Annotated in this window: 19 protein-coding genes and 1 pseudogene; 9 read left to right on the forward strand and 11 right to left on the reverse strand. The window is 44.1% G+C overall.

The window, feature by feature from the left end; translation table 11 throughout:
- Positions 1-201 precede the first annotated feature (201 nt).
- The 3 genes from AC3CH4_RS05525 (at position 202) to AC3CH4_RS05535 (ending at position 3658) form a co-directional block, all read left to right on the forward strand.
- Entirely contained in the window at positions 202-1818 is a 1617-nt protein-coding gene (locus AC3CH4_RS05525; protein ID WP_054546635.1) for a methyl-accepting chemotaxis protein, read from the forward strand.
- Between the two features lie 179 nt (positions 1819-1997).
- Positions 1998-2696, forward strand: a complete 699-nt coding sequence (locus AC3CH4_RS05530; protein ID WP_004734618.1) for a TIGR01621 family pseudouridine synthase — start codon at positions 1998-2000, stop codon at positions 2694-2696.
- Positions 2697-2704: 8 nt separating this feature from the next.
- Positions 2705-3658 (forward strand): class I SAM-dependent methyltransferase, encoded by a 954-nt coding sequence (locus AC3CH4_RS05535; protein WP_488543424.1) that lies wholly within the window; start codon positions 2705-2707, stop codon positions 3656-3658.
- 76 nt (positions 3659-3734) lie between these two features.
- Here the strand turns inward: AC3CH4_RS05535 and AC3CH4_RS05540 are convergent, their stop codons facing one another.
- From AC3CH4_RS05540 to AC3CH4_RS05560, 5 genes are all read right to left on the reverse strand, one after another.
- Positions 3735-4352 carry a CDP-alcohol phosphatidyltransferase family protein gene (locus AC3CH4_RS05540; protein WP_171307766.1) on the reverse strand — a complete coding sequence of 206 codons (618 nt, stop codon included), beginning with the start codon at positions 4350-4352 and terminating at the stop codon, positions 3735-3737.
- The gene (locus AC3CH4_RS05545; RefSeq protein ID WP_488543425.1) at positions 4342-4992 is read right to left on the reverse strand and encodes an ATP-binding cassette domain-containing protein; all 651 of its coding nucleotides are present in this window, start codon (positions 4990-4992) and stop codon (positions 4342-4344) included. The genes AC3CH4_RS05540 and AC3CH4_RS05545 overlap by 11 nt, the downstream gene beginning before the upstream one ends.
- The gene (locus AC3CH4_RS05550; protein ID WP_488543426.1) at positions 4958-6658 is read right to left on the reverse strand and encodes an ABC transporter permease; all 1701 of its coding nucleotides are present in this window, start codon (positions 6656-6658) and stop codon (positions 4958-4960) included. The genes AC3CH4_RS05545 and AC3CH4_RS05550 overlap by 35 nt, the downstream gene beginning before the upstream one ends.
- Positions 6659-6663: 5 nt before the next feature.
- Positions 6664-7830, reverse strand: coding sequence for an ABC transporter substrate-binding protein (locus AC3CH4_RS05555; RefSeq protein WP_488543427.1), 1167 nt, complete (start codon positions 7828-7830; stop codon positions 6664-6666).
- A 380-nt stretch (positions 7831-8210) separates the two neighbouring features.
- Positions 8211-8657 (reverse strand): META domain-containing protein, encoded by a 447-nt coding sequence (locus AC3CH4_RS05560; RefSeq protein WP_029224504.1) that lies wholly within the window; start codon positions 8655-8657, stop codon positions 8211-8213.
- A gap of 187 nt (positions 8658-8844) precedes the next feature.
- Here AC3CH4_RS05560 and AC3CH4_RS05565 point away from each other — a divergent pair, with 187 nt between their 5' ends.
- Together AC3CH4_RS05565 and AC3CH4_RS05570 are read left to right on the forward strand one after the other, a co-directional pair.
- Positions 8845-9108 carry a DUF1289 domain-containing protein gene (locus AC3CH4_RS05565; RefSeq protein ID WP_017079017.1) on the forward strand — a complete coding sequence of 88 codons (264 nt, stop codon included), beginning with the start codon at positions 8845-8847 and terminating at the stop codon, positions 9106-9108.
- 109 nt (positions 9109-9217) lie between these two features.
- Positions 9218-9385 (forward strand): hypothetical protein, encoded by a 168-nt coding sequence (locus AC3CH4_RS05570; RefSeq protein ID WP_017079018.1) that lies wholly within the window; start codon positions 9218-9220, stop codon positions 9383-9385.
- Positions 9386-9459: 74 nt separating this feature from the next.
- Here AC3CH4_RS05570 and AC3CH4_RS05575 read toward each other — a convergent pair whose 3' ends face one another.
- The 3 genes from AC3CH4_RS05575 to AC3CH4_RS05585 all read right to left on the reverse strand — a co-directional run bounded on the left by AC3CH4_RS05575 (position 9460) and on the right by AC3CH4_RS05585 (position 11615).
- Positions 9460-9762: a thiamine-binding protein gene (locus tag AC3CH4_RS05575; protein ID WP_171313347.1), complete on the reverse strand. Its 303-nt coding sequence runs from the start codon at positions 9760-9762 to the stop codon at positions 9460-9462.
- A 142-nt stretch (positions 9763-9904) separates the two neighbouring features.
- Complete coding sequence (locus AC3CH4_RS05580; RefSeq protein WP_065205519.1) at positions 9905-10126, reverse strand: hypothetical protein; 222 nt, start codon at positions 10124-10126, stop codon at positions 9905-9907.
- A 250-nt stretch (positions 10127-10376) separates the two neighbouring features.
- Positions 10377-11615 (reverse strand): DEAD/DEAH box helicase, encoded by a 1239-nt coding sequence (locus tag AC3CH4_RS05585; RefSeq protein WP_065205518.1) that lies wholly within the window; start codon positions 11613-11615, stop codon positions 10377-10379.
- A 259-nt stretch (positions 11616-11874) separates the two neighbouring features.
- On the opposite strand from AC3CH4_RS05585, the pseudogene AC3CH4_RS05590 reads away from it, so the two are divergent.
- Both AC3CH4_RS05590 and AC3CH4_RS05595 read left to right on the forward strand, forming a co-directional pair.
- Positions 11875-12488, forward strand: a pseudogene (locus tag AC3CH4_RS05590) (LysE family translocator).
- A gap of 218 nt (positions 12489-12706) precedes the next feature.
- Positions 12707-13063, forward strand: coding sequence for a hypothetical protein (locus tag AC3CH4_RS05595; protein WP_054546628.1), 357 nt, complete (start codon positions 12707-12709; stop codon positions 13061-13063).
- 155 nt (positions 13064-13218) lie between these two features.
- Here the strand turns inward: AC3CH4_RS05595 and AC3CH4_RS05600 are convergent, their stop codons facing one another.
- Positions 13219-14343: a M14 family metallopeptidase gene (locus AC3CH4_RS05600; protein ID WP_065205517.1), complete on the reverse strand. Its 1125-nt coding sequence runs from the start codon at positions 14341-14343 to the stop codon at positions 13219-13221.
- 137 nt (positions 14344-14480) lie between these two features.
- Positions 14481-14756, reverse strand: a complete 276-nt coding sequence (locus AC3CH4_RS05605) for a nitrogenase-stabilizing/protective protein NifW (RefSeq protein ID WP_004734654.1) — start codon at positions 14754-14756, stop codon at positions 14481-14483.
- Between the two features lie 173 nt (positions 14757-14929).
- Between AC3CH4_RS05605 and AC3CH4_RS05610 the strand changes: the two genes are divergently transcribed.
- Positions 14930-15142 (forward strand): TIGR02450 family Trp-rich protein, encoded by a 213-nt coding sequence (locus AC3CH4_RS05610; RefSeq protein ID WP_017093192.1) that lies wholly within the window; start codon positions 14930-14932, stop codon positions 15140-15142.
- A 39-nt stretch (positions 15143-15181) separates the two neighbouring features.
- On the opposite strand, the gene AC3CH4_RS05615 is transcribed toward AC3CH4_RS05610, so the two are convergent.
- Positions 15182-15919 carry an HAD-IIB family hydrolase gene (locus AC3CH4_RS05615; protein WP_054546626.1) on the reverse strand — a complete coding sequence of 246 codons (738 nt, stop codon included), beginning with the start codon at positions 15917-15919 and terminating at the stop codon, positions 15182-15184.
- A gap of 745 nt (positions 15920-16664) precedes the next feature.
- On the opposite strand from AC3CH4_RS05615, the gene proV reads away from it, so the two are divergent.
- Complete coding sequence (gene proV / locus AC3CH4_RS05620; RefSeq protein ID WP_017079026.1) at positions 16665-17852, forward strand: glycine betaine/L-proline ABC transporter ATP-binding protein ProV; 1188 nt, start codon at positions 16665-16667, stop codon at positions 17850-17852.

Below are 17852 nucleotides of genomic sequence, written 5' to 3' on the forward strand. Positions count from 1 at the left end.
TATAGCTCTTAGAAACCATAGCTCTTAGTAGCACAATCGCGAGTTAAAGTAAGTTAAGAAACGGGAGCCATTGGCTCCCGTTTTTTTATGCTACTAACTTAATTATCAAAGAAAAATAAATACTTAAAGTTATTGGTCTGGTAGCCGATATAATGAAAAGTAATAGCTGATTGAGCTGTATTTTATTTAAGTAGGTGTTGTGTGAAATTGTCAGTTAGGAAGAAGTTGTACGCTGGGTTTGGCTCTATATTGGCGGTGCTTGTCACGTTAGTCGGTATTGTATGGATAGAAGTCATTGGAGCTCACAAGAGCGCTGATGAAATTAGGATGGATGATGTCCCGGGAACGGTGACCTACCTTGTATTGATAGATGAGGCTGGGGATGTTTATCGCGATGCACTTGGTGCGATTACTCAGGCCGACAATGCGCTTAATGATTATCGAACCAACAAGAATGAATTTGCTCAGGCTATTAAAGAAGCAAAACGTTTAGAGAGTAGAGGTTCAGAAGACCATCGCCGTATTGAGCGAATTGAAGACCTGATGGGGCGCTTTACTCAAGAGTTTGAATCTAAGCTTGTACCTATGATCAACGATGAGTCTGCGCTGTTATCGAATATCCAGCAGCTTCGCTCCTTATATGAGAGCAATCTAATCCCGGTTGAAAACTTACTGGATCAAGCGTCTGCAAGTGAGCGTGCCGATACAGAACAATCGCTGCTTGTATTAACCGATTCGTTTACCACCATCGAACGCACTATCATGGTGTTGTCTGCCATTGCGATTGTGTTTGGTTGTGTGATTGCGTATGTATTGTCTAGCTCTATTACTAACCGTCTAACTCGTGTTGAACAAGTTGCGCGACGCGTGGCAAATGGCGACCTTACCGCTGGAGATATTGTTGATAATTCTGGCGATGAACTGGCCGATCTTGCTACGTCGATTAACCAGATGCAGAAATCTTTGGTCAACCTATTAGGTTCAATTTCTTCTGTGACGAACCAAGTTCAATCGGTGACAGGTGAGTTATCATCAATCAGTCAAGACATCGTTTCTGGTGCCTCTGCACAAGCTGATAAAGCTAACCTGATTGCGACTGCCGCAGAAGAGCTAAGCTTGACCATTTCTGAAGTCGCGCAACAAGGTACTTCTACTTATGAAGAAGCGCGTCGCTCAGAAACGTCAGCAGAAGATGGCCGTAACGTGATTGTTGAAATGGTGGCAAGTATCCAACAAGTGTCGACTCAAATGAGCGACATGTCGGTACAAATGAATACGCTAGGTTCACATGGCGAACAGATTGGCAGTGTTATTAAGGTAATCGAAGACATCGCTGGACAAACCAACCTACTGGCGCTGAATGCTGCGATTGAAGCGGCACGTGCTGGTGAGTTTGGACGTGGCTTTGCGGTGGTTGCAGATGAAGTACGAGCACTGGCAGAGAGAACGACCAAAGCGACTCAAGAAGTGTCTGGTATCATTCAGTCGATTCAATCTGGTACGCAAGAAGCGGTGACTTACACTCAAGATAACTGTCGTTTAGTTGAGATTGGTGTAGAGCAAAGCTCTGGCGCAGTTTCGGCGCTAGAAGCGATTGTAAGTGGTGCTGGCAATGTACAAAGCATGGTCAACTCTATCGCTACTGCGGCAGAAGAACAGACAGCTGTGACCAAAGAAATTGCAGCGGATATTACGGCGATCAGTGATATTTCTGAGCAGTCTTTGCAATTGGCGACTCGCAGCTCTGAAAATACCTCAGGCTTGAACGCTAAAGTTGCTGAGCTAGAAGCATTAGTCGGTAAGTTCAAACTAGCGTAGGGCGGGTGGCTTTGTTCTATTTTCCGAATGTTAATCGAGTAAAGACCAAGCACTGATCGCTACTTGCTAAAAAGAAGCCCAATGATTCAATATTTATTGAGTGAGTTGGGCTTTTTCGTAGCTGGAATCTGGGTTCAGACACGGTATACTCCACGTTCTACAATGGAGCTAGCCTTTAAATGTTCGACATTCTTCTGAACCACTCTGATTTTTTACTCATAAACAAACATCCTGGCGTCAGCGTCCATAAAGACGATGGCGATACCATGTTGTTGCAAGAAGTTGCTAAGGCAATCAACGAGCCGAAGTTATATCTCGTTCACCGCCTCGATAAAATGACCTCAGGTATTCTGCTGTTAGCAAAGAATGCCTCGGCAGCGAGTGAGCTTTCACAGCTGTTCGCAAAGCGTGAAGTCGAGAAGTACTACCTTGCGATTGGTTCGAAGAAACCAAAGAAAAAGCAGGGGCTGATTTCAGGAGATATGGAGCGTTCACGACGCTCAAGCTGGAAGTTACTGACAAGCAAAGAAAATCCAGCGATTACCCAGTTTTTATCTGCAACGGCTGAACCCGGTGAGCGTCTATTTTTATGTAAACCCTATACGGGACGAACTCACCAGATCCGTGTCGCGATGAAGTCGATCGGCTCAGCCATTGTTGGTGACCCTATTTATAATCCATCGAGTGAGGCTGACAGAGGTTATCTGCATGCCTTCGCGATTCGATTTACCTATCAATCACAAGCCTACGAATATGTCTGCGATCCAAGAAGCCTAAACTCCTTGGGTGAGAAGTGGCATCAAGAGATCGTGTCTAATGGTTTAGACAACTGGCTTGAACCTTGGTCATTAACTTGGCCAAAGCTAAACACTAAGTGAGTGAAATAATGGAAGCATCAGCTTTACCTCTGTTTTTTAGTCATATTGAACAGCAACTTAATGAAGTGCCGAATGAACTACGCCGTATTTTTCATGGTCGTGGTAAGTTTTGGCCAGGCCTAGATCAACTGACATGTGATTGGGTTGATGGGCAGTTATTGGTTAACGTATTCAAAGAAGTGGATGATGAGTTCTTATCATCTCTTAAAGCTGGATTGGTTGATTTGACTAATAAAGACATCTGGCAAGCAAAGCAGGGCACAAGTATTGTTCTGCAACATCGCTATGCCGATGGTGCGCCGTCAGAGGTTTTATGGGGTGAACTTAATGACTCACCCATCGTGGTTGAGCACGGTCTTAAGTACCAACTAGACATTGGCCGTAACCAGAACTTTGGTTTGTTCCTCGACATGCGTAATGGTCGCCAGTGGGTACAAGACAATGCTAAGGATAAGAATGTCCTTAACCTGTTCGCATACACTTGTGGTTTCTCAGTCGCGGCTATCGCTGGTGGTGCTCGCCAATGCATGAACGTGGATATGTCACGTGGCTCGCTAAACAAAGGCCGTGATAACCACCGTTTGAATGATCACGACATGCGCTCGGTTAACTTCCTTGGCTACGATATCTTTAAGTCGTGGGGAAAAATCAAAAAGGGTGGCCCTTACGAGTTGGTTATCATCGACCCGCCTTCGTTCCAAAAAGGCAGCTTTGCTTTAACTAAAGATTACAAAAAGATCTTGCGTCGCTTGCCTGATCTTCTAACAGAAGGCGGAGAAGTGATTGCTTGTGTTAACTCACCAGCAGTATCGCCAAACTTCCTAATTGAGACGATGGCAGAAGAAGCGCCTAGTGTTGAGTTTATCGAACGTTTAGACAACCCACCTGAGTTTGTCGATGTCGATCTTGATTCAAGTCTAAAGGTATTGAGATTTCAAATTAAAGCCTCTGCCGATGCTTAATTGAATTTCAGAATCAGCTAAAAAACGCCGCTCATATGAGCGGCGTTTTTGTTTATGAGGAATGCAGAAATTCACACTAGTTGTTTTGATTCTTGAGTGTCTGAAACCCAAAATAAATACGCATGAACGTAGTTAGCCAACACGCAGCACCAAAGGTGTAGGCGATAACCGCAAAGTGTTGAGGCCAAATACAGAAAGCAATGAAACAAGTGATGGTTTCTGTGCCTTCGGTCAGTCCAGACATGTAATAGAGAGACTTATGTTTATAGACTGGGTTTTCAATCCCTCGCTTACCAGCCATAACCGCAAACGCTAAAAAGCTGCTGCCTGTGCCGATAAAAGAGAAAATCAAAAATGCACCGGCAATGGCGTTGTGTTCTGGGTTGGCGATAACAAAGCCAAAAGGGATTAACGAGTAGAAAAGAAAATCGAGGCTGATGTCGAGGAAACCGCCCGCATCACTAATGCCTTGGATTCGAGCTAAGGCTCCATCAAGCCCGTCACAAACCCTGTTAAATACAATAAACCCCAACGCCCATTCGTATTGTTGAAATGCCAATGCTGGAAACGCTAAACATCCAACCAGAAACCCAAACAGGGTGGTTTGGTTGGCTGTGATGCCGAATCTATTAAGTAGTTTGGCTGATTGATTTAATGGCCACTTAATGACCTTAATAGAGTACTTATCCAGCATGGTTACTTCTCCATGGCCAAGACAGAACTTTTGCCCCTTGAGGCACATCGGTTTGGTCGTGCGTCACCATTAATGTCGGAATATTCGCTTTAGTGAGTTGCTCAAATACCCAGTCGCGAAACTGGGCTCTGAGTTCTTGGTCGAGCTTACTAAACGGCTCATCAAGCAACGCCAATTTCGGTTTCGCCAATAGCATACGAGTTAAGCTAATTCTCGCTCGCTGGCCGCCAGATATTTGGTCGGGAAACGACTCAGCCAAGCGGGTCAGTTCAATGTCTTTTAATGCTTCCATTGCTTGTTGCTGGCGATCTGAACTCTTAACCGAGTTTGGTAACGAAAAGGCCAAGTTCTCCCATACTTTTAGGTGTGGAAACAACAAGTCGTCTTGAAACAGAATACCAACTTCACGCTGATGTGATGGGAGGTCGTCTAGTTGAATATCGTTCAAAATAACGGTGCCAGAGTATGAGAACTCGTCATTTAGGTGACCCGCGATGGCATCTAACAAAGTCGATTTTCCGCAGCCGCTTGGCCCCATCAACGCCAATATTTGGCCTGATTCTAATGTTACGTTTAGCGCTGAAAACAGCGATTCGCCACCGTTTTTATGGATGGCGAGGTCGTTGAGGTGCAGACTCATTAGTAAGAAAACCTTTAAAAGTAAGACGGCGATATCTAAGTTGAAGTCGGCTGACTAATATCGCTAAAGAGAAAAAGAACAGAGGCAACAAGGCCTGCCAAATGGCATAAATTGCGGTTACCCTGCGGTCGAAACCACTGGTTAGGGCAACGGCTTCTGTGGTGATGGTGCTAATACGACCAGCACCGAGCATCAATGTCGGCAAGTACTGAGCCAAACTCACACTGATCCCAACCGCCCAAGCGAAGGCGATGGCGGGCAGTAATATAGGCAGCTTGATCGAATACCAGCTTTGAAATGGCGATTTACCCAAGCTCAGTGAAGCTTTTATCAGCCCATCGTTGAAGCTTTTCCATGGGCCGTCCAAAGACAAGTACACAAATGGAAAGGCGAAGAAAACATGCGCCCAAATAACCCAAAGCTCATAGGCACTACTGCCAATGTATAGGGTGGTGATTTGCATACCGAATAACACCGACAGTTGAGGTATCAACATTGGAATAGCGATAATAAAGCCTGGGACTTGCCACTTGTATTTGATTCTGTATTCGTGAGCAACCAGCGCAAGCAACAAAGCGATTGAAGCAGCAATAAGACCAATCCATAAGCTTTGACCAACGGTGCTCATGATGCCATCCCACTCGAACTCCCAGAAGCGCATGCTGTAGCGACTAGGCAGTAAATCAGGGAAGCGCCAGCGCTGCGCAAAACTCCAGATAATCATCAATGGAATGATCATCAGTGACAAAGCTGCAAGAGCTGTGAATACGGTTTTCCCCGGCAAGTTAACCCCTGTTCTGCCCGAATATTGCCAAGTTCGAAAGTACTTAAGAATTGCCCATTCAACTAAACGCGCCAAGGCGATGATCAACGAAGCCAAGCCAAACAAAACGATCGCACCAGCAGCAGCTCGTGGTAGTAGATTAAGATCTGGGTCGTTGAACCATTGCCACACTAAAACGGCAAAAGTCGGCGGGTTGGTTGGGCCAATGATCAGAGCAATATCGACAACCGAGACGCTATAGGCGAGCACAGCCAGCATTGGGAAGCGAAGCTTAGTAAACCATTGCGGGAAAATACACTTCCACCAGATCTGAGCGCGGCTGTAACCGAGTGATGCACTCACCTTAGTGATACGTTCTACATCGATTTGTTGAAGTATCGATATGCTCATCAGCAACAAGAAAGGAACTTCTTTGAGTGCGAGCATAATGATTAGGCCAAACGCGTAAGGATCTTTGATCAGCAAAGCCAATTCAGAGCTTGTAGCCGATTCACCAAGTAAGTGGTGTACGGCTCTTGCGCCAAGGCCTGTTGGGCTAAACAAAAAAGCAAAGCCGATAGCGAAAGCCACATGCGGAATGGCAAGCATTGGAGATAGCGTTAGCTCAATCTTTCTCCAAAACTTGTTTCCCCAAGAAGCCTGAAGAATGCAAAAGGTCAGAAAGCAGGCAATGTAGCTGCTGGCGACCGCTGAACCTAGGCTTAAGCCAATAGAGTGCCAAGCCCCTTCCCATTGAAAGACTTGGCTAAACCCGTTGAGTGTTGGCTCCTCTAAACCTAGGGGCGGGATGAAACTCAGTGACGAAGCCACGACTCCCGCTACCCCAGGAATGGTTGGGATAATGCACACAGCTATAACAACAAAATATAGAGCGCGAAGCATGGAGGTTAGTTACCGTATCGCTTAAGCCACTCTTTCTCGAGCGCGTTTTGCCAACTAGGATGCGGTTCATCAATCGATTTAAATTGCTGAGTATTTTTAGCGCTGCCGGTTAAGTACTTACTGCTCAATACAGAAGGGTCACCCCAGACATTGAGGTCACCTTTGCGAGATTGTGCTTCTGGGCTCAACAAGAAGTTGATGGTCACTTGAGCACCTGCGGTTGCATTGGCATTCCAAGGAATCGCAAGGAAGTGAATGTTAGATAGTGCGCCGCTTTCTAACGCATAAGCCTTGGTAGTTTCCGCTAGGCGGCCACTTGATTGTGCTGAATATACAGAGTTTGGATTGAACGTAATCGCGAGGTCGATCTGTCCGTCATCCAGAAGCTGGATGCTTTCCGATGTGCCTGCTGGGAATTGTTTGCCACCGCGCCACGCCACTTTATGGAATTTATCTAAGTAAGCCCACAGTGGTTCCGTAACGTCTTGGAAGGTATCTTCTGAAACGGGTTTAGCAAGCGCAGGACTGTTGTTTGTCAGCTCAATCAGTAGAGACTTAATGAAGCTCGTACCGTGAAACTCTGGTGGGCGCGGGTAGCTTAAGCGATTCGGGAAAGCCTGAGCGTAGCTCAACATCTCTGAAAACGATTGTGGCGGATTGTGCAGTGTTTCTTGGTCGTGGATGAAGACAAGTTGCCCAACGCCCCAAGGTGCCTCCAAGCCTTCTGTTGGCTCCGAGAAATCGACATCGATCGGCAAAGACTTATCCACGTACTGCCAGTTTGGAAGTGTTTGAGTGAATGGTCCAAACAACAAGGCATTTTCTTTCATTGAACGGAAATTCTCGCCGTTAATCCAGACGATATCGACACTGCCTTCAGTGTTCTTTCCTGCCGCCTTTTCTGCGAGTAAGCGAGTGGTAGTTTCTGCAATATCGGTTACTTTCACATGTTTTAAGGTAACACCGTACTCACTTTGTAATTTCTTGCCCGCCCACTGTAGGTAACGATTGATTTCTTGGCTACCGCCCCAAGCGTGAAAGTAGACAGTTTGTCCCTCTGCCTGCTGTTCGATTTGGTTCCAGTTATTGGTTGATGTTGCTTCACCAGCATAAATGGTTGCGCTGTATGCAACGGTTGCCATGATTGCTAACGTACTTACTATCTTGTTCATAAACTTTTCCATTTGGTAGTGAACGGGTAAGAGCATTGTTATTTAGAACTCCCTAACAGTTATTCTATCTGTTTCTGAAATAATTTCTAATTCAACAGTAAATTCAATCAATTACTAGGGCGTGTTGATTTTTTTGGTTAAACTTTGTTCGATATGCAATCGTTTCGAAAGCTCGACAGACTCTAGGCTCTTACCATCCTAGCAATAGACCGATAAACCAGTGAATTTATTGCATCTAAATGAGAGATATTTGAGGTTTATTGGAGGTTGGTACGAAAAGTAGGCGATGAGTGTTAATTTTGAAGGTGTAGTGAGGGTAAGCAGGCAATAAAAAAGGAGCCATGAAGGCTCCTTTAATCAATATCTATTTCGAGAACGGATTAGTTTACCCAATCACGAATTGTGTACGTTAGCGTGTGTACATCGTTTTTCAGTACTAGCGTATCGTTTGTTAGGGTTACGTCGCTCCACTCGCTTAGAGTAGCAGAAACCGATTGTTCGATTTCCATTGCTGAACCGTGACACATTTTCATTGTCATGCCCATTTGCTTGATACGGAATTGACCGTCTTTCAGCTCGCCTTGACCGAAGAAGTTGTTACAACCAGCCATGCCGTTTGCAGTCATCTTTTCGCCGATCTCTAGACGAGGAGCTGCTTGGTCTTCGCTTTTCGCAATGTCCTTGCCATCAATTTGCGCAAGTTCCCAATTATGGTGCTGTAGATCGGTTGGTGTTACTTGCATCGCGTTGTCACCTGTTGTTGTGCATGCTGCTAGCATCATAGGTAAAGCGGCTACTGCTAGTAATTTTTTTGAACTAAACTTCATATTATAAGGCTCCAAAGGAAAGAACGAAGTTACCGAATAAGTGTAACTTGATGGGTTCAAAGTATAGTTTACAAAACACTATATGTGTCAGTATAAGGTCATAGTTTAGTATGAATTTCACGAGCTGTGCGACAAGTTAATCGCTTATTTTTTAATTAGTAAGCTCGATTTTGATGTGTAAGGAGGCATGGTGGAGCAGTTAGAGTTTTTCCAGGTTCCAAGCCCTTGCGTTGGGGTTTGCTCAAGCGATGATAAAGGCTATTGCAATGGTTGTATGCGCAAAAGAGAAGAGCGCTTTAATTGGATGTCGATGACTCCGTCAGAACAATTGCACGTGATTAAGCTGTGTCGTCAGCGCTATCGGAGGAAGATAATGAAGCAAAAAAACTTGGTTGGTAAGTCGGTCGACGAAGAGGGAAATACAAGTCCCCAAAGAGATCTTTTCGGTTAAAGAGGAAGTATCAAGATTTTATTTAACTCCGAAGTAACTATTACTTTACATAATGGTTGGGGTGTAATATTAAGGTAGGTACCTTTGTACCAGAAGGAGTGATGTCGGTATGAATAAAAAGAACGTAAAACTCAAAAAAGAACCGGTTAAAGCACTGGATCGAAAAAACATTGGGGCCAAAAATGACCCTGAAGAGAGCCCGCGTGATTGGCATTCGATGTCAGAAGAAGAACGAATGGAAATCCTTTCTCACCTTTCAGACATGCCTTTTCAATAACATCACTGGTTCTTCAGAGTCTTTCTTAAAACCCTGTTTTCTTAAATAAACAGCTTTCTGAAATAAACATGTTACTAAACAAACATGTGATTCGCTTTCGTTACACCACGATGGTATGTACAAAATGTATCATCGGCCTCGGTGGTTTTACTATGAATCTTTATGTTGGTTATCACTTCTACAGCCCCTGCATTGTAACAAGCTTGCTCTGCCTTTTTAACGATATCGAGTAATTGATTGAGCTCACCTTTCATTGTGGTTTCCATCGCACCAACTTGGAAAGGGACATCGGCTGCTTTCACAACTTCAATGGCTTTATCAACTACTTCGAAGTTGTTGCCTTCTTTAACGCGAGGGATCACTTGGAAGGCAACCATCACTTCTTTTTCTCTTTTTAACTCAGACACTTTCTGCTTACTCAATGATAGGGATTTGTTGCAGATGATAGGTTAATGCTGAGATAAATTCTACAACGGTTACGCTGCTTTATTTATGACACGAGTGACTGGAGATATCGGACTACTTGCTACCCCAGTGGTCGCTAACCCAACCACCAATATGCTCATCAAAATGACTACCACTGAACCTCTGGTTGCGTTCCACCGAGGTAGCACAGTCGTCTTTGTTGTCGATTAGGTTTTGTATGTAGTTTGCCATTGGGTCATTGGAACTCTGACGATCTCGGCGAGTAGCCACTTCCTTAATCAGTTGTAATCGATATGTAGAGCTTGCACGTTTCATTTCAATGACCTCCCGGTTTTTAGACACTAATAGAAAAATCTAGTTGCCAGATATAGGGGCGTCAACGTGATCAGAAAGTATTTTTTTTGAGCAACCAAGAATCAATACCTTGGCATCATAATTCACAAAAATGTCATTTAAATTGGCATTTTGTCTGAGTCGATAGGTTGTGATCTTACATCTGATTGCATATAAAAAGCCCAGTGCAAACTGGGCTAATCGACTTTCTATGGTTATTTTGAAGAACTGGCTATTTCGAAGAACTTGGCTTGCTCTTAAATTGCTTAGCACTTTTCTTCTTTGCGGTTCTTCGGTTAGCCATTTTGTCTTTAGGTGGACGTTTGCGAGCTGTCGCTTCCGATGCAGGTTTGTCTGTAACAGGAAAACCTTCTAATGCTTGTAGCACAAGAGGCTTATTGGTCAGAGTACGAATCGCATTCAAGTAGTCAGTTTCGCTATGGCTAACCAGAGAGATGGCGCAACCAGTGCTCCCTGCTCTTGCTGTGCGACCAACTCGGTGTACGTAAGTTGCGGAGTGTGTCGGTAAATCAAAGTTAATCACGACAGGCAGCTGATCAATATGGATGCCGCGAGCCATCACATCAGTCGCGATAAGCACACGGGTCTCGCCATTTTTGAAATTCTCTAATGCTTGCTCTCGTTCTTCTTGGCTCTTATTTCCATGTAACGCACTCACATTGATTCTAGATTTATTCAATCGCTTGGTTAATGCGTCGGCATTGTCTTTCGCACCAATGAACACCAATACTTGCGGCCATGGGGTCTGATGAAGTAGGGCGATGAGCGCTTGAGCCTTACTGCCTTTGTTCACTAAATACAGAGTTTCTTCAATAGTCGCGACCACACTGTTTTCTTGGTGTGTCGTGACTTTAACTGGATTTGAAAGAAGCTCTTCAGCTTGCCCCACTAATTCGGGCGGAAGTGTCGCCGAGAACAACAGTGACTGACGTTTGCTTGGTAGTGCTGCGGTAATCGCTTGAATATCTGGCCAAAAGCCCATGTCGATCAGTCGGTCGGCTTCATCAAGAACCAATGATGAACACTGAGCGACATCCAGTTCACCACTTTTGATTAAAGCAAGTAAGCGGCCTGGTGTGGCGATTGCTAATTGCGGTTGGGTTAGTAATTGTTGCTGCTGATCATCAGTATTCACGCCACCGGTTAAGGTTACGAATTTGATATCGAGCGCTGTCGCGACCGGCTCTAAAGATTCAGTCACTTGAGACGCGAGTTCACGTGTCGGGACGATGATAAGCGCTTGAAGTCCATTCACATCATGGATGATGTTGTTCAGCAAGGGTAAGCCGAACGCCAATGTTTTTCCGCTACCCGTTTGAGCCAACGCAAGTACGTCTTTACCCGCAATAATTGATGGAATTACCGCTTGTTGTATCTCAGTCGGTTTGTCGAATTGAGAAGGGATCGCTGTGACGGTTTTTGCGTTAAGGGTGAGGTTATCAAATGACATAAATGAACCAAGTATCAAAATGGAGGTGGAGTCTAACAGGGCTATAAATGTTAGAGAATGAGTTTTGCTACGTTACAGGATAAACGGGTGAATTATACACGTTAAATTTAAGCGTTATCCATACAACTAAATTAAGGCAAGCGAACTAAGCCAAGCTAATTAAACGTTGGGCATATTGTAATGGTATTGAATGGACGTACAATACCCGCCCTAAAACGATCAAGAAATGAATAGGAAGCTTTAAGGAAATGAGAGCGAAATGAGTTGGGAAAGTATCTGGCTGTTTATTGTCATCGTGTTTTTTATTGCGATCATTCCAGGCCCAAATGCTCTGTTGGTATTGAGCACGGCTTTAACTCAAAGAAAGTTGTTTGCGTTTATTAACGTGTTGGGTGTGTCATGCGGGTTCTTGTTTCTGCGAATGGCATGAGCTTACTGTTATCTCAGACTCCAATGGCCTTTGAGGGATTGAAGTGGGTGGGTGTCTTGTACTTAGTCTGGCTTGGGTACAACCATTTTCGGGCGGCATTGCGAGCTCAAGAGGGCGTGCTTGCTATAGTGAGTGCATCGGGCAGTAAGCTTTATAACCAGTTTTTCAAAGGACTCCTCACTAACCTACTTAACCCTAAAATCGTTCTATTCTACCTTTCGATATTCCCTCAGTTTGTTTCTAAGGATCACATTGTGTCCGACAGTTTAATGCTGGGCGCGATACAGGCAACAGTGGTTGCTACATGGTTTTTGGTTGTCATTTTGATGGCTGATACGTTTAAGAAATTATTGACGAAAAAGCGCACGTCTCAATGGATGAACATTGTGTGCGGGTTGTTGTTTGTTGGCTTCAGTATTCAGTTGGCGCTGTTTCAGCTTTAGGGTTCATAGTTAATAATCGACCCCCTAGCATCTACGACTCATATCTCACTTTTTACTGAATGCTCAACAATCCTTGTTTCTGTGCATAAATCTCTAAAGCATTAGCTCGTAAAGTCGATATAATGGTCAGATATCAATTCAGTGAATGTGTTCGTTCGAAATCCAATTGAAGCTAAAGGCTATTGCTTGACCGAATAAACAGAGACAGGGAGTCACAGATGAGTGAAGAGTCATTCACCCAGAAACGCAAATATTACCGCTTGAAGTACCCAAAAAAGGCACGTCCAGTGATGCGAATTAAGGATGAGCTTTTTCATGTGAGTGAAGTGTCTGAAAAGGGTGTGCGCTTGATGATGCGTAACATCATTCCTGTTTATCGAGGCTTCTCAATGGCGGGCAGTTTAAGACTGCACGATAACAACACCATTGATATTAGTGGTGCAGTGCTGCGACAAGAAGGCGATGAAGTGATCGTTCAGTTGTTAGAAGGACCAAGCTTCAAAGATATGGTGTCAGAACAAAGACATATTAGACAAAGATACCCAGTATTTTTTGCTAGCCTCAGAGTGGCATAGAAAGCTTTTAAAGTTAGATGACTTAAAGCCCAAGTCACTCATTTAGATCCGATATTAAAAAGCCCAGCACTTTCACAAGTGCTGGGCTTTGCTATATATGTAAGCAAACTAACTATACGGACAAACTAAGGCGCTTAGCCTGTCCATGGTTCGTTTTATAGCTCGTCTACTGTTGCCCAAACTGCTGCTAGCATGTCGTAACCAAATGCAACACTACGCTCTGGAGACCAGCCGTAAAGTTCGTCAGCGTGGCTGATATGATCTTTAAATGGCATCTCGACAGTGTAAGCCAGACATTTGAACTGCTCACCGATCCAGTTTGTGCCGACGGTCATATTTGCTTTGCCCGGTTCGTCTTTATCGTAACCAAATTCATCTTGGAATTCTGGCGTGATAGTCAGAAGCGCTTGCTTGAAGTGATTCTCCAGTTTTGCAATGCGCTCGTTGTATGAAGGTGTGCCTTCGCTACCTGCAACAAAGTTATATGGAATCGCTTCGTCGCCATGAATGTCTAGGCATAGATCAACGCCAGTTTGTAGCATGCGCTCGCGCACAAGGAAAACTTCAGGGCTGCGTTCTAGAGAAGGTGATTGCCATTCGCGGTTAAGGTTTACACCAATCGCATTAGTGCGCAGGTGACCACGGATGCTGCCATCTGGGTTCATGTTCGGTACAACACGGAACACAACGCTGTCTAGAAGAGAGCGACCGACCGTATCTGTTTCATCAAGCAGGCGTTGCAGCAAACCTTCGATCAACCATTCAGCCATAGTCTCGCCTGGGTGTTGGCGACCAATAACCCAGATGTTTTTCTTATCTTCACTTGGCTCACCAATGGTTAGCAAGGTGATGTCGTTGTTGTCTAGCGTGTGACCCAGAGTTTCAAGCTTACAAGCCGGGTGCGTTTGAGCACTGTGCAGAAGATCTTGGTGACGATCGTGTGAGTACGGCGCGAAGTACGCGAAGTACGTTGAATCGTGTTCAGGGATGATATCAAAGCTTAATGTATCGCCATCGAACTGAGATGGAATTCGGAACCACTCTTCACGGTCATAAGATGCTACAACATCATAATCTTTCCACCCATCAGGGTAAGCAGATGTTGCCAATTGGCCGATTTCAAAGTGGTGAGCTTGTTGAGCTTCGCTTTCTAAACGGAAGTGAAACCACTGAGAGATTTCAGTCTGGTTGTCTGCTGGGATAGTCAGTTGAATATTTTGTGGTGAATCTGCTGAAACGACGTGAATGTTGCCGCTTTCGAAATTGCTGAAAATTTTCATTGTAGTTTTTATCTCGTAGTTGAGTTGCCGTAAGACTAGCACACTTTTTTTCGAGCAAACCACTAACTAAATCGTAATGAGATGTTATTTCAATTCTCAATTTTTTGTTATCTACGTTTAAGCTTTCTGATTTTGAACTAGCGGCGTTGGCAAGTCGTACAACCACGACAAGCAGAACGTGTGTAACGATCCAGCTTACTGCGTTGAACCTTACAGTACGCGTTTTTCAGTGCTCTTCTTCCAGAAAACCAATCATCGGGTTTGGACAGGATCAGATAACCATTAAAGCGCTTCACAAGCTCTATTCTATTTTGGTCGATAAACTTGCTATCAAAGCCAATTTCAAAGTAATCAAGCGCTTGTTCGATGGCGGTGAAACTCGCTATTTTTTGTTGGAATTCTGTTTGGTTCATGGGGATTAGTCTCTGAACTGGTGGTAGCTATTGTACCGAGTCTACGACTTGTTTTATTGACTTTAGTTATGACTTATCTGGATTTTAGTCGTGGGCTTTTTCAACTTAAAATGATCTTTTTAACTCTTTGAAGCTTATAGATAAAACATCAATCAACTGTGCAGGAAAGGATCATGAATCGAATTAACCCAAAGAAACTGCTCCGCAGTAAATGGACTGCTGTTAGCCCAGTAAAGAAAGAAAAGCATTTTATGGTCACTGAGGTTGAGTTTGAAGAAGGGGAGGTGATTCGTTGCTTGATAGAAGCAGTGATGACCAAACGAGAGGAAGCCATTAATTGGCGAGATCTAACCGACAAGGAGCATTGGCTTCCAGGTTGGAAGTAAGGACGTGAAGTAACGAAGAGTATCTCAACTACGCCCGTTTTAACTTCCCGCTACCGTTTGCGATTGCCAGTATTTGAGTCCTTCTAAAACACCTTCAGCGTGTGTTGCTCTGCTAGTGTACACATTGTCTCGATCAGACAAGTGAGCGACCTCAGGATAATGGTTAGCCACTAATATTGAGTTTACGCCCTTTATCGTCAGCATAGAGGTGTCGTTGGCAGAGTCACCAGCAACGCACACTTCTTCAACGCTCAACTCATGTTGTTTAAGTAGATGATGAATCGCTGTGGCCTTATTGACACCTTTAGGCGTGATATCTAGGTACCAATCGTGAGAGTAAGTGAGGTGTACATCTATCCCGTGTAATTCTAAGCTCGATTCAATCAGTTCATGCTGAGGCTCTGAGAGCTTTCCTTCAAAAGTGATTTTGTAATCACCCTGATGGCTCTCTAAGCGTTCGCCCATGAAATCGAGTGGCGCCAGTGCTGACTCTACCTTTGATTTGTTCCAAGAAGCTTCTAATTGGTTGTGCCAAATATGATCAGGCTTTTGGGAGTGAACGTGATGAATTCTGGTACCCACATCGCTGATAATACTGTGTGGTTTCGGGTAGTTATTTGATGCCAAACCCACTCGGATTGAGGGCAGAGTTCTACCCGTCGCGATGATAAAGCGGATATCAGGTTGCTCCGCTAAGTAGTCAAATAACTGATTAACCCCATGAGATGAACCCCCATCAAGTGTACCGTCAAAGTCACACACCAGCATTTTTATCATTCGAGCGCCTTGTCCTTTTCTTTAATAATCGCGGAAAGTATGTCGATTTCTTCTATAAATAATGGCTCAGCAATGAGGACTCTACAAGTTGTCTTTCGGCTTAGATAATCGACACTCATTAGTTTGCAGTAAGCATCACACTTGGCGTTATGTTTTGGATACTGAAGATAATTCTATCAATTTGACCAGTGCCAAACTTGGTTTATTCCATCGGCTATTTCTATTTTCATATAGTGACTTTCTGGCCCTCTATTGGTTTAAATGAGCGGTTGTAAATACCTCTGCGTTCTTGCCGAAGCTATACCGATCTTCTTGTTACATCGATAAAGAAGAAGGGGGGAGGTTTTGCTCTCCGTAAAGCGCAAATTTCCAGTTTTTAGATATCGTTAAAACTACAATAAATAGTTTGTATTCGAATTATTTGTGCACGAAGTATTTGTGTTGAATCCTAGTCTGTTTCACCCATTAATTGTTTTAATGTGAAATAAATATTCAATAATCTATCAGTAAGTGATAGATAATCTCGAACGCATTTGTATCGTTTTAATATCCTTTATTATCAGTATTTTGGTGGTTTTCGTCTGGGTGTTGAAACTTAATTTTGGTTGGCGAAATGATTGTTTTTGATAAGGGTTACCGAACGCAACCCCTTGATTTACAGTTCTACATTGCTTAGAGTGCTAATCGTTTTTCGAGCTTAAATAACCATTTTTAAGTTAAAATAGCTAAGAAAGGATTAGATTATATGGATCCCATACTGGAAGTTAAGGGACTGTACAAGGTGTTTGGTGAAGATACCGACCGTGCTTTTTCGATGATTAATGAAGGCGCGGATAAAGACAAAATTTTCGAAGAAACAGGGTTAACGATCGGTGTTAACGATGTTTCTCTTAGTATTCAAGAAGGCGAGATTTTCGTGATTATGGGATTGTCAGGATCTGGCAAATCAACCCTAGTACGCCTTCTTAACCGCTTAATCGAACCTACCAAAGGTAATGTGCTTCTTCGAGGCAAAGACATTGCCCACATCTCAGAAGATGAACTGCGCGAAGTCCGCCGCAACAACATCTCCATGGTTTTCCAAAATTTCGCACTGATGCCGCATATGACAGTTATCGAAAATGCTGCATTTGGCCTTGAGTTGGCAGGTGTTGAAGTAGATAAACGAAAACAGTCAGCATTTGAAGCGTTAGAGCGCGTAGGCCTTGGCGCATACTCAGAATCGTACCCAGATGAATTGTCTGGCGGTATGAAACAACGTGTTGGTCTAGCGCGTGCCTTGGCATGTGACCCAGATATCCTGTTAATGGACGAAGCGTTCTCGGCACTCGATCCTTTGATTCGTACTGAAATGCAAGATGAACTGATTCGTCTTCAAAATGACGATAAACGAACGATTGTATTCATCTCCCATGATTTGGATGAAGCGATGAGAATCGGTGACCGTATTGCCATTATGCAAAACGGTGAAGTGGTTCAAGTGGGCACACCAGACGAAATTCTTAACAACCCAGCGAACGACTATGTCGAAGCCTTTTTCCGTGGTGTAAATGTCGCAAGCGTACTTACTGTGAAAGATATTGCGCGTAAGAAACCGGCTGCGGTATTTAAAAAGTCAGAACACGACGGCCCAGCTTCTGCTCTGCAAATCCTAATGGATAACGACCGTGAATACGGCATCGTTGTTGAGAAGAGCAGTCTTTACTCCGGCATTGTTTCCATTGACTCCCTTCGCAAAGCTCACAAAGAGAACAAATCATTAGTGAGCGCGCAGCTCGATGATGGATTAACGCTGAACCCTGATTTACCAATCAATGACGTGCTTGGCCTTGTTGGTGGTGTGCCTTACTCAGTTCCTGTTGTGGATGAGCAAGGCAATTACTTTGGCGTGGTAACTAAGTCACGTTTGCTACAAACATTGGATAAGGGGTAG

This window comes from Vibrio sp. QJM3NY_26 (assembly GCF_057786005.1).

What these genes read in the sequence shown, in the direction of transcription:
- AC3CH4_RS05530 (WP_004734618.1), top strand. Translation starts at nt 1,998, where the DNA reads ATGTTCGACATTCTTCTGAACCACTCTGATTTTTTACTCATAAACAAA.
- AC3CH4_RS05535 (WP_488543424.1), top strand. Translation starts at nt 2,705, where the DNA reads ATGGAAGCATCAGCTTTACCTCTGTTTTTTAGTCATATTGAACAGCAA.
- AC3CH4_RS05540 (WP_171307766.1), bottom strand. Translation starts at nt 4,352, where the DNA reads ATGCTGGATAAGTACTCTATTAAGGTCATTAAGTGGCCATTAAATCAA.
- AC3CH4_RS05545 (WP_488543425.1), bottom strand. Translation starts at nt 4,992, where the DNA reads ATGAGTCTGCACCTCAACGACCTCGCCATCCATAAAAACGGTGGCGAA.
- AC3CH4_RS05550 (WP_488543426.1), bottom strand. Translation starts at nt 6,658, where the DNA reads ATGCTTCGCGCTCTATATTTTGTTGTTATAGCTGTGTGCATTATCCCA.
- AC3CH4_RS05555 (WP_488543427.1), bottom strand. Translation starts at nt 7,830, where the DNA reads ATGAACAAGATAGTAAGTACGTTAGCAATCATGGCAACCGTTGCATAC.
- AC3CH4_RS05560 (WP_029224504.1), bottom strand. Translation starts at nt 8,657, where the DNA reads ATGAAGTTTAGTTCAAAAAAATTACTAGCAGTAGCCGCTTTACCTATG.
- AC3CH4_RS05565 (WP_017079017.1), top strand. Translation starts at nt 8,845, where the DNA reads ATGGTGGAGCAGTTAGAGTTTTTCCAGGTTCCAAGCCCTTGCGTTGGG.
- AC3CH4_RS05570 (WP_017079018.1), top strand. Translation starts at nt 9,218, where the DNA reads ATGAATAAAAAGAACGTAAAACTCAAAAAAGAACCGGTTAAAGCACTG.
- AC3CH4_RS05575 (WP_171313347.1), bottom strand. Translation starts at nt 9,762, where the DNA reads ATGGTTGCCTTCCAAGTGATCCCTCGCGTTAAAGAAGGCAACAACTTC.
- AC3CH4_RS05580 (WP_065205519.1), bottom strand. Translation starts at nt 10,126, where the DNA reads ATGAAACGTGCAAGCTCTACATATCGATTACAACTGATTAAGGAAGTG.
- AC3CH4_RS05585 (WP_065205518.1), bottom strand. Translation starts at nt 11,615, where the DNA reads ATGTCATTTGATAACCTCACCCTTAACGCAAAAACCGTCACAGCGATC.
- AC3CH4_RS05595 (WP_054546628.1), top strand. Translation starts at nt 12,707, where the DNA reads ATGAGTGAAGAGTCATTCACCCAGAAACGCAAATATTACCGCTTGAAG.
- AC3CH4_RS05600 (WP_065205517.1), bottom strand. Translation starts at nt 14,343, where the DNA reads ATGAAAATTTTCAGCAATTTCGAAAGCGGCAACATTCACGTCGTTTCA.
- AC3CH4_RS05605 (WP_004734654.1), bottom strand. Translation starts at nt 14,756, where the DNA reads ATGAACCAAACAGAATTCCAACAAAAAATAGCGAGTTTCACCGCCATC.
- AC3CH4_RS05610 (WP_017093192.1), top strand. Translation starts at nt 14,930, where the DNA reads ATGAATCGAATTAACCCAAAGAAACTGCTCCGCAGTAAATGGACTGCT.
- AC3CH4_RS05615 (WP_054546626.1), bottom strand. Translation starts at nt 15,919, where the DNA reads ATGATAAAAATGCTGGTGTGTGACTTTGACGGTACACTTGATGGGGGT.
- proV (WP_017079026.1), top strand. Translation starts at nt 16,665, where the DNA reads ATGGATCCCATACTGGAAGTTAAGGGACTGTACAAGGTGTTTGGTGAA.